The organism is Sphingopyxis sp. PAMC25046 (genome assembly GCF_004795895.1).
Classification (GTDB): Bacteria; Pseudomonadota; Alphaproteobacteria; order Sphingomonadales; family Sphingomonadaceae; genus Sphingopyxis.
On the sequence record NZ_CP039250.1, the window covers coordinates 3,181,031 to 3,198,195 of the forward strand.

The window sequence follows — 17,165 nt, forward strand, 5'->3', positions numbered from 1 at the left end:
TGTCCGCGTGACGCGGTCGAGCAAAGGGTTCGCGGCCGAACACATTAGCATGACACGGGGCCTTGGCGAATTGCTAACCCTCCGACGGAAGCGCCGAGCAATGCGCCAGGATAATCTTCCATTCGCCATCCGTTCGCAGCCAGACGCGCGAATAAGCGAATGTGCCGAAGAATTCTGCCCCGCCATATGAACCTGCAAGATCGGCGGTAACGCACACCGTGGCCGTGTCGCCATATTCGTGAACGACCGGAGCACCTGTAAAATCGATCGCCGTAATGTCGAGCAGGCCCGATCGGTGCGCCGCTATATCTTCTTCCCTCGACAAACGGTTCCCATTCTGGTCGGTGAAGATCAAGCGCTCGCCGAGCATATTCTCGAGCGCTTCCGCATTGCCTGCCAGCATGGCCAGTCGCAGTCGGCGCTCCGCGTCGTGGACATTGCCGGTCATGAATACTGCTCCCTTAATGTCCGTGAAGGAAACGATAGCCGGAGAGGCTGAGACTGAGAAGCACGCTGGCGGCAGAAGCACCAACTTTGTTGCGGCGCGGAGATCGCAGGCTGAGAGGGCGTTGGAGCTCAAAGCTCGAACGCCCTCTCTCCCATCGGACTCGAGGAAAATAGGAGCGGGTCTATCAAAACCCGAACGCGACGCCGACCCTGCCGCCGGTCGATCCCTTGACGGTCGAACCGGCAAAACCGCCGTTGACATAAACACGCGGCGCCGCGCGCACGACGACGGCGCCCGAAAAGCCCTGTTCGCCCCGATAGGTGGCGAGGTTGAACGACACCGACACATCGCTGTCGGGCACGACCATCGTGCCGCCCAGCGCCATCGCCGCCGCGATGCCGCCATTCACGCGATCGAAGCTGCGGTCGTTTGCGAGTTCGAGCAGGTCGACGCGGCCACTGAGCTGCGTCAATCCGCTGTCGAGCGCGCCGATCGCCGAACCGACATCGGCATAGCTCGCCCCCTGGACGCCGTAGCTCGGTGCCGTCATCATCCCCGTCGCGCCGTTATAGGTCGCCCCGCCGCCGAGCGCGGCGGCCGCACTTTGGCCGAGCGTGCCACCGCGCACGATCGCCGTGTCCGCCGTGCCTTGCGCCGCAGCGGCATCGGCCAGCGCACCGTCGGCCGTCGCCTGGGCTGCAGCCGCATCGACGAGCGCAGCGTTGGCGGTGGTCTGCGCCGCAGCGGAGCTTCCGTTCGCGCCGGCGACGGCTGCGTTGAGCTGGCCGACGTTGACCGCGTCGGTGGCCGCCGTGCCCGCCGCCACATTGGTGATCTGGCGTTCGGCGCCCGCTGCGCCAACCGAAACGCTGTTGGCCCGGTCGGCGACCGACCCCGCCCCGAGCGCGACCGCATTGCTCCCGCTCGCTACCGCACCGGTACCGAGCGCGGTCGCATTGTCGGCGCTCGCCGCGCTGCTCGCGCCGATCGCGATCGCACCGCTGTTGGCCACGCCGACACCGTTGCCGATCGCGATGCCGTTCGCTCCGGTAACGCTTGTTCGCGCGCCGAGCGCCGTGCCCCCTTCCGCCGCGACATTCGACGCCGCACCGACCGCAGTGCCATTGGCCACCGGTTCGAAGGCGTTACGGATACCAACGACGGAATAGGCCCCGAGCGCGAGGCCATTGTTGCCGGAGACGCGCGAGCGATCGCCAACCGCAACCCCGCCCACCAGGTCGGGAACTTCGACCGTGCTGATCGTGCCGAACTGCGTCTCATTGACACGGCTGTTCCGGCCAATGGCAACACCGCCGATGGAGGCGGTGCCCGACTGATAGCCGAGCACGGTTGCTCCTTCGCCGGCGGCGGCCGATTGCGTACCAACGACCGTCGAGCCGTCGGCTATTGCCTGTGAAGACGCGCCGACCGCGACGCCGCCCTCGCCGAGCACCAGGGTAGTCGATCCGATCGCGGTCGCCCTGCTGACGCTGTTGAACTGTCCGAAAACGCCGCCGATCCGGGAATTGGCGCCGACCGCGACGTTCCGATCGCCGTCGACGCGCGTGCGATACCCGATCCCGACGCTGGCGTCGGGAAACACGGCGCCGTTGGAGATGTTGGTGTCGCTGAAGTTGGTGTCGGGCTCGACGATGACGAATTGCCCGATCCCGATGCTGCCATTGCTGACTTCCCCGCGACCGACAACGGTCGAGCCGGTTCCGCCGAATGAGGATTCGCCGCACACGATCGTCGGCGGCGTATCGTCATCGTTGCCCGGCGAGTTGTCGGCTCCCGCGCTGCCGGCGACATATTCGCATGGCTGTGGCGCGGCGGATGCGGTGATCGGCATCAGCCCCAGTCCGGCAAGCGCAAGCGGCGCAGCCGCGACGAGGAGTTTGCTCTTGTTACCCATTGTCCTTCTCCTGGATCGATGCGCCGGGTACGGCGCGTTGAAGAGGAGCCACGGCTAGAGCGGGCGGGCGCCCGGAAAATCATAGGATCGAAGGAGCCCGCGCGGAATTTTTCCATGATGCTGGTCGCTTATGAGCATTTGCGATAAGGAATACCGCGAACGGTGGAGCGACGCGCACGATGATACGCACCAATGCCATCATGGAAACGCTGTACGACGATTTGCGCGACATCGCGCGCCGCGAACGTTTCCGCGCCGGGCAGCCGATGACGCTGCAGACGACCGCCGTGCTGCACGAAGCCTATATCAAGCTCTACAAGCGCGAGGATTGGGAAAGTCGCGAGCATTTCCTGGGCACCGCCGCGACCGCGATCCGCCATGTCCTCGTGAACGCGGCGCTTGCGCGCAAGGCGGCAAAGCGCGGCGACGGCGTGCGCGCGATGCCGATCGGCGAGGCGCACGACATCGTCTTTTCCGAAGACGATCGCGAGCTGATCGCGCTCGGCGAGGCGCTGGAGGAACTGGCGGCGCTCGACGCCGAACTCGCAAAGCTCATCGACTGCCGGTTCTTCGCCGGCCTCAGCGAAGCCGAAACCGCCGACGTCATGGGCATCAGCGAACGCACCGTGCGGCGTCGATGGACCCAGGCGCGCGCCTGGGTCCATCGCGAGATGGCGGGCGAATAGTCTCTCCCCGACTAGGCCGGGTCGACTGTGAACAGCGCCTTGTACCGCGCCCCGCCCGCCGCCATCATCGCGCTTTCGAGCTTGTAGGGCAGGATTTTTTCCGCCTTGTAGACATTGCCGCGCGTGGCGAGCGTCACCAGCCGTCTGGTAGATAGCGCGATGGTATCACTGCCGATCAAATCGTCCTGAAGATCGAGCAGGGCCGCGATCCCCGACGCGAGTTTGGGCATCACCCCATCGAGAGCCGGCCCGGCGATCTTGGAGATAATCGGACCAACGAGCGGGATGAATTGGAGCAGGAACTTGCCGACCTCGTGGTTCGTCATCACGATTTGCTCGATCGCCTTGCGGTTGCCTTCCGGGCTGCCGAAATCATGTTCCATCCCGACCACGCCGATGGTCAGCCCATAAGCGGGGCCACGATAGAGTTCGACCCGGTCCGACCGCACGGTGCGATCGTCGACCCCGTCGTACGTCTGAGACCGGAACGTCGCGACGTCCTTTTTCGGGGCGATGACCGACAACAGCATATAAGGCTCATCCGATCCCGATGACTGGTCCTGGTCGGATTCCGAATAGGCATGCATTCCTACATAGGTAACGACGATGTCGCGCAGGTCGATCGCGCCCATATCCTTCCACCAATAGATCCAGCCATGCTGAAAACTGTTGGCCCGGCCGCCTTCGTCGATGTCGCCTTCGTCGCTGGTCGGATAGCCGAGGTAAGATCGCTCCCAGCCCAGCTCGGCCCAGCGTTTGCGGATATCGCCCCAGATCGCGCAGGCGCCCGACATCGGCGACCAATAGATCGATATACCGCCGTCGAAATGATTGTAACGTCCAACACCGTCGGGCGTCGTCATCTCGTCGGTTTCGGGAAGCCATTTGCTGCCCAGCGCCTTCCACTTCGCATAGATGGCGCCCTTGATATGAAATGCCGCCTTGGCGCGGTGGTTGTAAACGAGGCACTGGTTGCCGAAATCCCAGCGGCGCCCCGCGGATATCGGCGGCGGCGGCTTGCCAAAGGTCCGCGCGCCGCCCAGCGCGTCATATTTCTTCTGCAACGCCTCGCGGGCACCCAGCACGACGGCTTTCCCCGCCACCCGGCTGAACGATACGTCGGTCAGGACCTGGCCTGTCGCCTTCTTCACCAATTTAGGCATCTTCACCTCTTCATGATCGGCAGGCTTCCGTAGCGCCGGTCGGAAGCGTGCGGCTTGGAACGCGCCGCCGCCGGACCGGCGCCCGCAGCAGCATGGGCCAGGCTGGGCCCGCTCGCCGCAGCGCGGATCATAGGTTCGAAGGAGGGACGCGCGCCTCGCCGCGCGTTTTGCCCGGCCGGCCGAGGCGGGCGTCAGCGCAGCCGGCTGCGGTGCTGCTTGACGATCAGCAGCGAAGGCCCTGCCGCCCGGCCCAGCGCGGTCAACAGCTTCTCCGCCGCATCGAGGTCGGCGCGCGCGTCATCGTATTGGCCGTCGGCTATCCGCACCGCAGCGCGCGCCCTTAAAAAAGGGGGGTTCCGATCGGCAGGCGCACCGAGTTTCGCGAAATCGGCTTCGGCACGGGCCAGACTGCGCCGCGCGTCGTCGCGACGGCCAAGGTTGGCGAGCGCCTCGACCCGCGTCGATTGCAGTGCCAAGCCGGGCGGCGACCCCAGACCGAGATATTTGTCGATCATCGGCCAGGCTTCGTCGAACGTCGCGAGCGCCTTCGCGTCCTGCCCCAGTGCCAGCTCGATTCCGCCCGCCTGCATCAGTGCGAACCCCAGCCCGGCCGATGACCCGTAGAGCTCGCGGCGCAGCGATGCGGCGCGCTCATAGCCCGCGAGCCCTCCCTTCAGGTCCCCGCGATACACCCGCGTCGTCGCGCGGTGGGTCAGGATCATCAGCCCCGGCGCGCTGGCCTCCATTCGCTCGCGCGTCGCCAAGGCCGCGCCGCGGTCCAATATCCGTTCGGCATCGTCGATGCGCCCCGACTCGATATAGTGCGCGCCCAAGTTGGCATAGCGCGTGAGCATCTCGCGCGGATTATCGGCATAGGCGGCTTCCGCCGCGGGCATTCCGTCTTCGAGCAGCTTGATCGCTTCATCGCGCTTGCCCGCGACGCGCAACATATAGGCACGCGCGCCGAGCGCATCGGCCCTTTCGGTGCGGAAGCGTTCGGGATCGGCACGGAACATGCCGTCGGCGCGGTCGAGCAGCGCTCGCGCTTCATCGGGCCGGCCGGTCGCGGCATAGGCCTGCCCCAGCCGGTGCTGGATACGTGCGGTCGCCGCAGTATCCGTCCGGCCCACGCCCGCATCCATTGCCTGGCGCAGGAAGGATTCGGCTCCTGCAACATCCTCGGTCAGGATATAAAGATCGGCGAGCGTGATGACCGCGTCGGCGGTGTCCGGATCGTCGGGGTCGCTCGTCGCGATCAGCTTTCGGGCGCTGGCATCGAGCATCTCGCGCGCCGTCACCGACCCGATCTGGCCCGTCTCGCTGGCATTGCGGAACAAATAGCTGATCGCGTTGAATGCCGCTTCGGACCGGCGCAGCTCGGCGCGCGCGATGTCGCGTTCGATCGCGGCTTGCCGCGCCTGCCACGCGATGCCGCCCGCCCCCGCGAGCAATGCGAGCGCCAGCGCGCCCCCCGCCACGACGCCCAGCGTGTTGCGCTGGACAAAGCGGCGCACGCGATAGGCGGACGATCCCGCGTGCGCGCGCACGGGGCGCAGCCGTTGGTGGCGACGGATGTCGTCGGCAAGGTCGGCGACGCTCGCATAGCGATCCGCCGGCGCGTGGCGCATCGCCTTCATCACGATGGCGTCGAGATCGCCGGCGATGCGCGGCGCGGGCACCGGGCTCTCCCCGACTTCGCGCGCCAGCTTGCTCGGCGGCACCGGGTCGTCGTGCAGCGCGCGGCGGATGATCGAGGACACCGATCCCGCGCCGGCGCGCCACGGCCCGGTTCCGGTCAACAATTCGTAGAGCACGGCGCCGAGCGCGTAGACGTCGGTCGCCACAGTGACACGCGCGTTTTCGAGCTGTTCGGGCGCGGCATAATCGGGGGTAAGCATCGCCAGCGTCATCGTATGATCGCCTGCGGCCTCGTCGGCGATACGCGCGATTCCGAAGTCGAGCAGGCGGAGGCGCCCGCCAGTATCGATCAGGATGTTGGCGAGCTTGATGTCGCGGTGCACGACCAGCCGCGCATGCGCATAGGATACCGCATCGCACAGCGCGAGGAACAGGCGCAGCCGCTCGTCCAACCCCGCCTTGGTGCGGGCGCACCATCGTCCGATATCCTCGCCCTCCACATATTCCATCGCCATATAGGCGCGCCCGTCGTCCGCGATGCCGCCGTCGATCAGCCGCGCGATTCCCGGATGCTCGAGTGTCGCGAGCAGCTGGCGTTCGGATTCGAAAAGCGATGCGCGCGCGACCGCTTCGGGGCGCAGCATCTTCAGCGCGACGCGCTGGTCGAACCCCGACCCCGTCCGTTCGGCAAGATACACCTCGCCCATCCCGCCGCGTCCGATCAACTGGAGGACGCGGAACGCGCCGACGGTCGTGCCGGACGCAAGCGAGGAATATTCGGCCGTCGTCGCCCGCTCGGCGCCGGGTGCCTGCCCGTCGAGCGGCCCCGGGCTGTCGCCGGCGCGCAGCAGGCTGCGCACCTGGTCGGCGACGAACGGCTCGACCGCCGCGCGTGCGAGTGCCGGTTCCTGCTCGTCCGCCGGCAGCGACACCAGCCGGTCGAACAGGCGCCAGATCGTGGACCACTCGGATGAACTGGGCTGCCGCATCGAGCCAACCCTATCATCTGGCACGAATTTTCCATAGCGCGCGATTATCGTCCGCCGCGCCGCCTTCGCACCGATTTCGTTCCATCGCACCCTCTCCTGCAGCCGCGCCCTCTGCTGGCGCCTTCGCCGGCGCCGCGCGTCATAGCTTTGCAGGAGAGCGAAAAATATTATCCCGCCGCTGGCCGGATTCGCGCGCGCTTCCTGTCTCGCCCTTTGCCAACCGCAGAGGAGAGAGAGCCATGACGCATCTTCGTTCGATGATCGCCGACGTCGCACCGGCACGGCCCGATGACGACGCAACCACGGCCGAACCCGTGATCATCCTGATCGACGGCGCCCGCCGCTTGCTCGACGCCAACCGCCCGGCCGCCGCGCTGCTCGACGCCGGGGCGCCGGTCGAGCGCAGCTTCGGCCGCCTCGCCGCGCCGTGCCAGCGCGACATGATCCGGATCGACCGGGCGATCGCTGCGGCGCGACGATATGGCATGGCGGGGCTGTCGCTGGCGGCCGGAGCGTTCGAAGCCGAAGTGATCCGCATGGGCGACGGCACGCCCGCACCCATTTTCATCCTCCTCGCGCGTTCGCCCGCGACGAGCGCACGCACCGGACGTGCGGCGCGATGCTTCGGGCTGACACCCGCCGAAAACCGATTGCTCGACTGCCTCGTCGAGGGGCTGGAACTCAAGGACGCGGCCTGTCGCCTCGGCGTAGCGCGGACGACGGCGCGTACGCATCTGCAACGCATCTTCGACAAGACCGGCGTGCGCCGGCAGACCGACCTGCAACGCATGATCGCGCTGTCCTAGTCAGCCATCGGCAAGCGTGTCCTACGAACGGATGATTTGCACTACGCACCCCCGGTGCATTGTCGCAACGCCAGATATCAAAGGAATCCGATATGTCTGTCCTGTCGCTTCTGCTGCCGCTGTCCGCCGCGATCGCCGGTCAGCCGACGATGACGCCCGTCGCCACGCCTGCCTATCACGCCCCGCAAAAGGCCGATCTCGCGCGGTCGGTAGAGGGCGAATGGCACGGCGACGTTACCTCCGACGTGCGCGGCTCCTCGCGCGGTAATGTGACGATAACGGTCGTTCGCATCGGCCCCGGCCGGGTAAGGATCAACTGCGACTATGCCCGCATCCCGACGGTCGAGGTGGATCTGATGACCGCAGGCGGATCGATCATGAATGCTCGGCCCGGCGTCACCTTCCTCGTCGAACCGCATCGCGACGCGAACCGTCTCGATCTCTATATCGACCAGGCCTCGCTGATCGTCCGGCGCTGACACATAAGGAGGAGCAAGTGGCAACGACTCGTTTCGACCGGCGCGCCTTTCTTTTCGCGGCGCTCGCATCATGGCTCGCTGGCGCCTCGCGCGGCGACGCCATGACATCGAATCCCGTCGCCGAGTCCGGCGGTCTTGCGAACTTCGAACGGCGGTTTGCCGGCACCGTATTCCGCCCCGACACGTCCGATTACGCGCGGCTTTCAAAAATCTACCAGGCACGGGCGACGGCACGCCCGGCGCTATTCGCGCATTGCACCTCGGCAGATGATGTCCGGCGGGCTGTGCTCGCCGCGCGGGAGGCGGCTGCCCCGCTTTCGGTTCGGTGCGGCGGACACAGCTATGCCGGGCACAGTCTCAACGACGGCGGCGTGGTTCTCGACCTGTCGGGCCTCCGCTCCATCGAGATCGCGGCCGATGGCGGATCGGCCACCGTCGGGGGCGGGACATTGGCGGGCATGATCGACCGCGCGACCGCGGCGAAGGGCCGCGCGACGACGCTCGGACAGTGCCCGACGGTGGGTATCGGCGGCCTTGCGCTCGGCGGCGGCGTCGGACCGCTGATGGGGCGCTTGGGATTGACCTGCGACAATCTTCTCTCGGCGCAGATCGTGCTCGCCGACGGCCGTGTGGTGACCGCTAGCGAGGAAGCCGACGGCGATCTTTTTTGGGCGATCCGCGGCGGCGGCGGCAATTTCGGCGTCGCCACCCGCCTCACTTTCCGCCTTCACCCCGTCACCCTGGTCACCGGCGGCTTCGTTACGCTGCGCAGCGCCGATCCGCGCGCAATGCTGCATCTTTACGCCGATTTGTGCGCAGCGGCTCCCGACGATCTCGTGATGCTCGGTATGCTGGTGCCCGATGACGAGGGGCGGCCCTTGCTGATGATCCAGGTTTGTCACCTCGGGTCACCCGAACAGGCGGCCGCAGACATCGCGCCGCTTGTCGCTTCGCCTTACGTCATCGAAAATGGTGTCGGGCGCCTGCCCTATGCCGATCTCCAAACGCAAGGACCGCCAGAAATGCCGCTTCTGCCGTCCACTAATCGCGCTGGATTCCGGGCCGCGTTCGATGAGGTGGCGATCGATACGCTCGCTCGGGCCCTTGCCGAGGCGCCTGGCCCCTATATGCATGGTCTGGTGCCGCTGCACGGCGCTGTGACCGCTACCGAGCAATCGAAGACAGCGTTTCCGTTACGCGAAAGGGGCATCGCTTACGGCCTTACATCGATAATCGCGGGACCGGAGTCGCTGTCCCCAACGCGCGCGTGGATCGCCGAGTTGAACGATTCCCTTCGAGGTTCCGGGCCTGGGGCTTATGTAAATGTGATGGGCGATGAGGGAGCCGAGGCCGTAAAGTTCGCCTATGGTGACAATTTTACGCGGCTGTTGGCACTCAAGAACCGGTATGACCCGGCCAATATCTTTAGAAACAACCAGAATATCAGGCGGGAGCCTTTCCACTGACATTGTCCGATTCCGGACGGCCTGCTCAGCGGAAGCCGGGCTCCGAAAGCAGTCGTACCAACGCCGCTCCCGCGCGGCCCAACCGCAATCATCCCGCTTGGGCAACTAGTCCGTCCCGGCATACGGGCAACCACAGCGTAACCCGCGTCCCCTCGCCCGGCGTCGATGCAAGTATGCATTCGCCGTGTAGCGCGCGAGCGCGGGCGCGCATGTTGCCCAGTCCCTTACCCGTCGCCGATTTTTGCAGCGCAAAGCCGCGGCCGTCATCGGCGATATCGATCGACACACCGTCGATCGCTCTTCTGGCCAAAGGTCGCAGGTGAATGACGATCCGGCTGGCATGCGCGTGCGTCAATATATTGCTCAGTGCTTCCTGGATGATCCGCAGCATGTGCAGCGCGTTGGCGGCATCGAGCCATTCGAGCGGCGGGCAAGGTTCGACATTCCATTCGAGCGCGACGCCGGCCTGTTGCAAGTCGGGTTCCATCCGATGCCGCAAATTGGCAAGCAAGGTCACGACGTCGCCATCGACCGGAGCGAGCGAATCAACGGTCAGCTTGAGGTCCGAGATCGCGCGCTCAAGCGTTGCGATCGTTACTGGATCTTGCTTGCGGCGGCGCGCAATGGCGAGTGCGGTGACCAGGTTCGACCCGATGCCGTCGTGCATCTCGCGCATCAGCCGCTCGCGTTCGGAATCGATCGCTCGCTCGACCTCCATCCGGCGTCGCGCGCTCTCGCTGTCGGCCAGCGCCGCCGTCGCCCGTTCGACGCGGCGCTCCAGCTCGATATTGGTCTGTTCGACCAAATCGAGCGCGCGCAGGATGCGCCGCCCGATCGAGAACAGGAACGCGGTAAACAGCGCGAGCCCGGTATAAGGCTGAGCGTGGAAGCCGAGGCCGTCCCACCACAGGATGTTGGGTATGCGACCGACGTCGTGCACCGCAAAGGCCGTCGTAACGCTGAGCGCCACGATCAGAACAAGATGCTCCATCGTGCGCCGACGAAGCCAAGCCATGAACAGGACGACGACCATCGCGATGACGATCCCCAGCGTCATCAAATTGCTCGCAATATCGGTTTCGGTCGAGCGGACGAGGAGCATGCGGAACAGGCACAGGAAGACGCCGAGCGCCAGCAGCGCGGCGATGATCCGTCGCCGCTTTGCCGGCTTCATGAATTCGACGCAAAAGCAGAGTGAAAATATGATCGCGGGATAGAGCGAATAATAGGTGATCTGCTGGAACAGCCACGGATCGAACGGCGCTTCCTCGGCGAAGAAATGATAATCGCGCACGAACCAGGCGAGCCCGGTCATTGCGAGCCAGAACAACTCCATCTCCTTACGGCGCCACAGCCACATGATGAAGATAATTGCTGAGAGGAAGATCAGCGCATAATTGGCGCCGCGCGCGCCCGCGATACGCCAGAAATAGCGATCGGCATAACGCGCGGCCAGCGTCTCGCGTGGCCCTATCGACACAGACCCGACGCCGAGGTTGAACTCTTTTCGCGACGCGACGTGAAGGATAATCTCGTTAACCCCCGGGCGTACGAGTGCGTCGGGCACGGTGATCAGATAGGGCCGGTTCCATCCCATCGCAGGAGCCGTCTCGCTGCGATAATTGCGATAGATGTCGACGCCGTTGAAATAAACGGTGAGCTTCTCGCGGTTATTTTCGGTCAGGATCGCCAGATGGTCGCCATCGACGCGGCTCCGGTCGAAACGCATACGCGCCCAGACACCGAGTCGCTCCGCTTGCAGGCGCCGCGCCTCGCCCGAAAGCCAGATCTGCGGCATCGGCCGCCGGTGCCACCCTTCGCGCGGCACAACATCCTGCGCCGCGAGGACGAAATCGGCATCGGCGAATCGGATCGTCCGCCCGTGGGCCGTGACGTCCGCCGCGGCGCCGTTGATCGCCTCGCCCTGTGCCGCACCCAAGGCCGAGGCCCCGGAAACGGCGAGCAGGACGCACAGGATAGTCCGGAACAGCTGCCTAATTGTCATCGAGCATGCCGCGAAGCGTCGCTTCGTAAACCGCCTCCGATCGTGACGTGACCTCGAGCTTGCGATAGATATGCTTGACGTGCGTGCCGACGGTGTGCGGCGAGATGGCCATGATCCCGGCGCATTCGGAATAGGTGAAGCCGCGTGACAAGAGGCGGAGGGTTTCGCTTTCGCGTTCGGACAGCTTCTCGTCCTCGTCGGCCGCAGACACCGCCGGTTGCAGCCGCTTGAGCAAGATGCGCGCGATGATCGGGCTGATCGGCGACCCGCCCCGACGAATCTCGCGGATCGCCTCGACACAATCGTCGAGCCGCTGATCCTTGAGCAGATAGCCACGCGCCCCCGCCTTGATCGCCTCGATCACCTTGCCATGGTCGGCGAACATCGTCAGCACCAATATGTCGGTAGCAGGATCGCGCATTGCGGCGTGGCGGATCAGATCGATGCCATCGCCGTCGGGCAGGCCAAGGTCGCAGACGAGGACATCGAAACCCCCATGTTCGACGATCCGCGTGCCATCGGCATAGGCGGTCGCCGTCGCGGCAACGACACAATCGCCCGACGCGCCTATCGCCGTGCCAAGCCCGGCCTGAATCAGCGGGTCGTCCTCGATGATCGCGATGCGTATCATGACCTGCCCTCCCAGCCGCATCTTTTCACAGATTGGCGGCCCGCCGTCATTATTTCGATATGCGGGTGAACGAATATTCCATGGGGGTGCCCTTGGGCATCGGTTGGAAGGTCTTGAAGCTGTTGCCGTCGCAAGTGTAGCTGACTACGCCGTCGGCTCCTGCCGCGCCCGGAAATCCGAATGGCGTCGTGACGCTATGTTTGGGCGTGCTGCCGGTCACCGCACCCGTCGTGCGGTCACCGCTGTCGAAGCAGGCGCGTACTTCACCGTTTTTTGCGCTCCAGAACCCCGTTGTCGGGGCCATCCGCCCGCGTGCCTTTCCGGTCACCGGGTCTTCGGAAGTCGTGGTCGGATCATCGGGCCGATAAAATTCGAGGTCGATCGAGCCGTTCTTGGTCTGGAAGCTGCCGTCCGATTTCAGTGTCAGGTCGAGCGGAGTCACCTCGGCGCGAGGCATCTGCACCTTGCCCATCGACAGATTGCGTTTCACCCATTCGAGCGGGCCGCCGCCGGTCTGGCGCCAGTTCCCGATCAGGCACTGGTCGATCACCGGCGGTGCGCCGAGGCACCCGCCGGGACTGGCGATAACCTTGGTTTCACAGGTGTCGGAATTGTGCGTGACGATGCTGCCGTCGGGGCGGACGATCTTGGTTTCGCCGTTGGTCGGGTCGTGGCTGATCATCGTACCGTCGGGATAGCGGATCCACCCTTCGGCGGTCGAACTCGCCTCGCCCCCCGACGGATCGGTTCGCGGCGTCGTCAACCCATCATTCCATTGCAGATTGCCGTCGCTGCCGCGGCGCGTTCCGGGGTCCCGCACTTCGGTGATCCGGCCGTCGGGATACCGGGTCTTGGTCAGCCCGGTCGCCGGGTCGTGCGTAACGACGGTGCCGTCCGGAAAGGAAACCGAGCCGTCGGGAGCGATCTTTCCTGCGCCGCCCCGCGGATCGGTGCCGGGCAGGCGCACGCCATCGCCCCAGACGAAGTCACCATCGACCAGCGCGGGCATGCGGATATTGGTTCGGGTCACCTCCCCGTCAGGGCGCGTGATCGTCGTCTCGCCCGTATCGCTGTTGTGTGCGACCGTCGTACCGTCGGGGTAGCGGAGCGACCCGTCGGGAAGCAGCGTCGCCGGCCGGCCGTCGAGGTCGGTATCGCGCACCTGCGTCCCGTCGCGATAGATATAGCGATCACCCGCGTGGCGCGGCTGGTCGACCGGGCGCGTCGCCATGCCCATGTCGGTCGGGATGCAACCGCTGAACGGGCCGCGCGATGCGGGTGGCGGCGGACCCGTGAGCGGCGGCGGCGAAAATGCACCGCCCGCCCAGGCGAGCCCGGCGAGCAATGCCGCGAGTCCAGCGGCGCCGGCGAATATCGTCGTGCGGTTGGCCATCCTATTTCCCCTTGTCGCGCCGCTGCTGCACCGGTTCAAGCGCCGGGGTCGCGACGGGACCCTCGCGCCCCAGCCGATGCGGCCCGCAGCTCATCACGACGACGCCATTGCCCGAATGGCGCTGGCCGTTCCCGTCGATCACATTGACGATCCAGAAATCATGTTCGCAGATCGTCGCTGGCGGGGTGACGTCGGCCCAGCTGCCTCGCATGTGCAGCTTGTCCCCGCGCACCACCTGATAGACCTCGCGCGCGGTCGGATGCACCGGCAGCACAGTGTTCGAGCGAACCGCCGCCAGTACCGCGACCGGATCGTCGACCAGTGGGGTGAAGGTGATGCGGCCGACCGGCTTTTGCATCGCGCGCTGCAAGGTCAGGCGAAACGGGCGCGCGAAGTCGAGATTGCAAGGTGCGATCGTCGCAACCGCACGAGCGCGTATCGAATTGCATGGGCCGTCATAGGGCAGCGACGGCACGGCGCGACTCGGCGGCGCCGCTTCGGTGTATGGACGCGGCGCCTGTTCGACGATGTTGAAACGGTTTGCGCTGCCCGTCGGTGTCTCGGCACAGTTGCTCCAATTCAGCACCAACGCGCGGTTGCCTGTCGATCGCACCGAATGCGCGGTAAAGCGGCCCCAATAAACGCCCGAAGGCACCGGGAATGACGAGGGCACAGGGCCGCGCGCGTCGCTGCACGGACGATGCGCGCGGTCGGGGCGTGCCGATCGCGGTGCGCGGACCCAGCGCCCATCCCAGCTGCGGCCGCCGTTACCGAGCGAACCCCAGAAAACCGACCCGTCGTCGAGCGTCAGGATCGCGGTGGAGCCGTTCATCCGCATCGCGCCCGCCCCCCATGGCGTGTCATAGCGCCCGGGATCGATCGCCGGCGCCGGGGCCGGTTCCGCGCGCGTGACGGGCGACGCGGCGCAAATCGCGACGGCGGCGGCCCAGCCCGCCCGACCAAGGAACCTTGCCATATGCACCACTCCTGTCCGGCCAAAATCGGACCCGGCATAGGCGGCGCGGTGCGGCGGCGGCATCCCACGAACTGGGGATGGGAGCGTTCCGCGCCGCTTGGTAGGTAGAGCGGCAAAGGCGGCCCGAACCGTCTCGGTCGCCCGTTCCAATCCGCTTCGATGGAGAAGATTATGAACCGTATCCGACTTTCGGGTCTTGCCCTTGCCGCGTCGATGGTCGTGACGGCCTCCACCGCCACTCCCATCGCCCCCGTCACGGTCGTTGGCGCGGCAGCGACGGCGCAGGCCGTCGACACGCCGTGCGTCGACAGCGAAGGCGCCAGCACCGGCTTTTTCTGCCAACCGCTGTCGGCCAAGGGAAAGCTGATCCGCGCGTGTAGCAAGAAGAAGCCGCAAGATCTCGCGGCCTGCCAGGGCGAAAGCGCGCAGGCATTTTGCCAGAGCCGTGCCTTTGCGCGCGCGTCCGCTTACAATATCGACGGCCAGGGCAATCTTGCCGAAATCGTCTGCACGCGCTCGCCGGTGCAGGGCGCAGCGGCCGCCCCCGCCACGCCGGTCCGGCCCGCCACGGTCGCCGCGGCGCCGGCCGAGGAATGGCAACCGATGTTCAACGTCAACCTGCTCGGCTATGATCACCGCGAGTTCGGCTTGGCGCGCCGCGACGACTGGAAAAGCTGCAAGGCGGCGTGCGACCGCGACGGCCGGTGCCAGGCCTGGACTGTCAGCCAGGAAGCCAGCACCTGCTATCTCAAATGGGACGGCAATCCCGAACTTCTGTCGTCGAACAATTGCTGCATCACCGGTATCAAGGGCATGGCGAGCGCCGGCACGGTTAGCGAGCAGAAAAAGGTCCGCACCCCCGAAGAGCTCAAGCGTCTGGGCGCCCGCGTCCAAGGTGCCGCCGAGGACGAGGTCGGCCGCCGCGCCGAAGACGCCATCCGCCGCAGCCTCGGCGGCGTCCTTGGCAATAATTGATCCGACAAAGGAGACTGGTTGTGGGAGATTTTGCTGTGACGTGCATCGCGCTTCTTCCTGAGGTTCTCGCGCGGGAGGCTCGAACAGGCGATCGCAGGTTCCGGAGAGTTGGCCAGAGCTGTCAAGGGCACAATCCACCGTTCGATTGGCGACTGCGTTCGGAACCGCGATGAAAATCATTCTTTGCCTGGCGCTGTTGGCGGACATCGCGCCCACCGCAAACAGCGCGCCGCCCGCTGCCGTGGTCAAGGTAAAGACGCCGCAAAGCTGTTCAGAGGCACGACAGGCACAAGCAGCGGCATCGGGGGCGACCGGCTATCCCGACTCTTACAGCTCGGCAGACGAGATGCGCCACGAAATCCGGAATTTGGTCAGCCTGCTTTGCGATGAACCCGTCGACGATCCCGGCGCACGATCCATTTGGAAAAGAATCGATGGCGCGCCAAAGAAACATAAAAATCCCAAACCCCGGACGGAGAGCTGGCGCCCGCCGGATTAGTTAGATTAAATTTGTTTGTGGCGTCTCGTTTGCTTTAGATGGAAGGCAAGCAGAACTCCCAAAAAAATCTGACCCTCACGGTCGTCCTAGCCGAGAGAATAGCGATATTTCTCTGCCAGACCAATATTCCGGATTATGCGCAGTCCCGCTTCGAGTTCCGAGTCTCCGAGTTCGCGAAGCGGCTTGCGAAACCCTCCTACGGGCAGGCCGCAGGCGCGCATCAGCGATTTGATTGCCACGGGGTTGATCGCGGAATAGTTGAAATGGAGCAGCGGAAGCAGCGCCAGATATTGCTTGCGAAATGTCTCCGCTTCCTTCGCGCCTGTCCACGGGGTCGATATTGCAGCCATTTCCGCAGGCGCGATATTGCCCCCCATGTTCGCCGTTCCATGTCCTCCGAGGGCCATCGTCGGGACGACGAGGCCCAGATTGGGCGAATCGCAGCACATCACCGATACGTCGGGAGCCGCGGCCAGAATCTGCGCCATCTGCCCGACGCGTGCGGTCGATTCCTTATGGATCACGATGTTGGGATGCCTGAACAGCCGTAGCAGTTGTTCCCAGTGCAGGTCGGTCTTGACGCGCGGCGGGTTGTTATAGATGCCGAGCGGCAAGTCGACCGCATCGGCGACCTCGAGGTAGAATTGCTCGATGTCGGCTTCCGACGCGCAGATATAGGGCGGTGCGGCGATGATCGCGCCATCGGCGCCGTTCGCCGCGGCGAAGCGAACATTCTCGATCACCTGCTCGGTCGACGGCCCGGTGCAGCCATAAAAGAAGGCCATGCCGGCCGCCCGCATCTTCACCGTTTCGACGACGATGCGCTTCTTCTCCTCGGGTAAAAGCAGCGAGGGTTCGCCGGTCGACCCCATGAAGAGGATCGCGCGCGTTCCGTGCTGCCGCTGATGGTCGAGCAGCGCCTGCCAGGCGCCGAAATCTATCTCTCCCCGGCGATCGAACGGTGTTACCGTCGCGACGAAAGACCCCTCGATGCGAGTGCTGGACATGGCGCGCCTCCCTGAAAATGCCGTTGGACAAGCACAATGATGAGTGGGACCGTCGAAATCCGCCATTGAGGATGGCGGATTGGGGCGCA

The 17,165-nt window shown here is 65.4% G+C and carries 15 protein-coding genes; 6 read left to right on the top strand and 9 right to left on the bottom strand.

From position 1 onward, the window contains the following. Window positions 1-73: 73 nt before the first annotated feature. The gene (locus E5675_RS21515; protein WP_168707874.1) at window positions 74-448 is read right to left on the bottom strand and encodes a nuclear transport factor 2 family protein; all 375 of its coding nucleotides are present in this window, start codon (window positions 446-448) and stop codon (window positions 74-76) included. A gap of 184 nt (window positions 449-632) precedes the next feature. After that, entirely contained in the window at window positions 633-2,363 is a 1,731-nt protein-coding gene (locus E5675_RS15020; RefSeq protein WP_136175227.1) for a YadA-like family protein, read from the bottom strand. A 179-nt stretch (window positions 2,364-2,542) separates the two neighbouring features. Between E5675_RS15020 and E5675_RS15025 the strand changes: the two genes are divergently transcribed. Then, window positions 2,543-3,049: an ECF-type sigma factor gene (locus tag E5675_RS15025; protein ID WP_136175228.1), complete on the top strand. Its 507-nt coding sequence runs from the start codon at window positions 2,543-2,545 to the stop codon at window positions 3,047-3,049. Window positions 3,050-3,060: 11 nt separating this feature from the next. On the opposite strand, the gene E5675_RS15030 is transcribed toward E5675_RS15025, so the two are convergent. Continuing rightward, a complete protein-coding gene (locus E5675_RS15030; protein WP_136175229.1) occupies window positions 3,061-4,212 on the bottom strand; it encodes a hypothetical protein in 1,152 nt (383 codons plus the stop codon). Between the two features lie 191 nt (window positions 4,213-4,403). Beyond that, a complete protein-coding gene (locus E5675_RS15035) occupies window positions 4,404-6,839 on the bottom strand; it encodes a serine/threonine-protein kinase (RefSeq protein WP_136175230.1) in 2,436 nt (811 codons plus the stop codon). Window positions 6,840-7,078: 239 nt separating this feature from the next. Between E5675_RS15035 and E5675_RS15040 the strand changes: the two genes are divergently transcribed. The 3 genes from E5675_RS15040 to E5675_RS15050 all read left to right on the top strand — a co-directional run bounded on the left by E5675_RS15040 (window position 7,079) and on the right by E5675_RS15050 (window position 9,590). After that, window positions 7,079-7,645 carry a helix-turn-helix transcriptional regulator gene (locus tag E5675_RS15040; protein WP_136175231.1) on the top strand — a complete coding sequence of 189 codons (567 nt, stop codon included), beginning with the start codon at window positions 7,079-7,081 and terminating at the stop codon, window positions 7,643-7,645. A 92-nt stretch (window positions 7,646-7,737) separates the two neighbouring features. Next, window positions 7,738-8,124: a hypothetical protein gene (locus E5675_RS15045; RefSeq protein WP_136175232.1), complete on the top strand. Its 387-nt coding sequence runs from the start codon at window positions 7,738-7,740 to the stop codon at window positions 8,122-8,124. Window positions 8,125-8,141: 17 nt separating this feature from the next. Next, window positions 8,142-9,590 carry an FAD-binding oxidoreductase gene (locus E5675_RS15050; protein WP_136175233.1) on the top strand — a complete coding sequence of 483 codons (1,449 nt, stop codon included), beginning with the start codon at window positions 8,142-8,144 and terminating at the stop codon, window positions 9,588-9,590. An 88-nt stretch (window positions 9,591-9,678) separates the two neighbouring features. On the opposite strand, the gene E5675_RS15055 is transcribed toward E5675_RS15050, so the two are convergent. The 4 genes from E5675_RS15055 to E5675_RS15070 are packed head-to-tail and all read right to left on the bottom strand — an operon-like array spanning window position 9,679 to window position 14,595. After that, window positions 9,679-11,595 (bottom strand): ATP-binding protein, encoded by a 1,917-nt coding sequence (locus E5675_RS15055; RefSeq protein ID WP_136175234.1) that lies wholly within the window; start codon window positions 11,593-11,595, stop codon window positions 9,679-9,681. Then, on the bottom strand, window positions 11,585-12,226 hold the full coding sequence (locus E5675_RS15060; protein ID WP_210727545.1) for a response regulator transcription factor: 642 nt from the start codon (window positions 12,224-12,226) through the stop codon (window positions 11,585-11,587). Before E5675_RS15060 ends, E5675_RS15055 begins: the two co-directional genes overlap by 11 nt. A 49-nt stretch (window positions 12,227-12,275) precedes the next feature. Next, the gene (locus E5675_RS15065; protein WP_136175236.1) at window positions 12,276-13,619 is read right to left on the bottom strand and encodes a hypothetical protein; all 1,344 of its coding nucleotides are present in this window, start codon (window positions 13,617-13,619) and stop codon (window positions 12,276-12,278) included. A 1-nt stretch (window position 13,620) separates the two neighbouring features. Beyond that, complete coding sequence (locus E5675_RS15070) at window positions 13,621-14,595, bottom strand: hypothetical protein (RefSeq protein ID WP_136175237.1); 975 nt, start codon at window positions 14,593-14,595, stop codon at window positions 13,621-13,623. A 171-nt stretch (window positions 14,596-14,766) separates the two neighbouring features. On the opposite strand from E5675_RS15070, the gene E5675_RS15075 reads away from it, so the two are divergent. Together E5675_RS15075 and E5675_RS15080 are read left to right on the top strand one after the other, a co-directional pair. Then, window positions 14,767-15,570 (top strand): PAN domain-containing protein, encoded by an 804-nt coding sequence (locus tag E5675_RS15075; protein WP_136175238.1) that lies wholly within the window; start codon window positions 14,767-14,769, stop codon window positions 15,568-15,570. A 169-nt stretch (window positions 15,571-15,739) separates the two neighbouring features. Continuing rightward, complete coding sequence (locus E5675_RS15080) at window positions 15,740-16,069, top strand: hypothetical protein (protein ID WP_136175239.1); 330 nt, start codon at window positions 15,740-15,742, stop codon at window positions 16,067-16,069. 86 nt (window positions 16,070-16,155) lie between these two features. Here the strand turns inward: E5675_RS15080 and E5675_RS15085 are convergent, their stop codons facing one another. Next, the gene (locus E5675_RS15085; RefSeq protein WP_136175240.1) at window positions 16,156-17,076 is read right to left on the bottom strand and encodes a dihydrodipicolinate synthase family protein; all 921 of its coding nucleotides are present in this window, start codon (window positions 17,074-17,076) and stop codon (window positions 16,156-16,158) included. Between the last annotated feature and the right edge of the window lie 89 nt (window positions 17,077-17,165).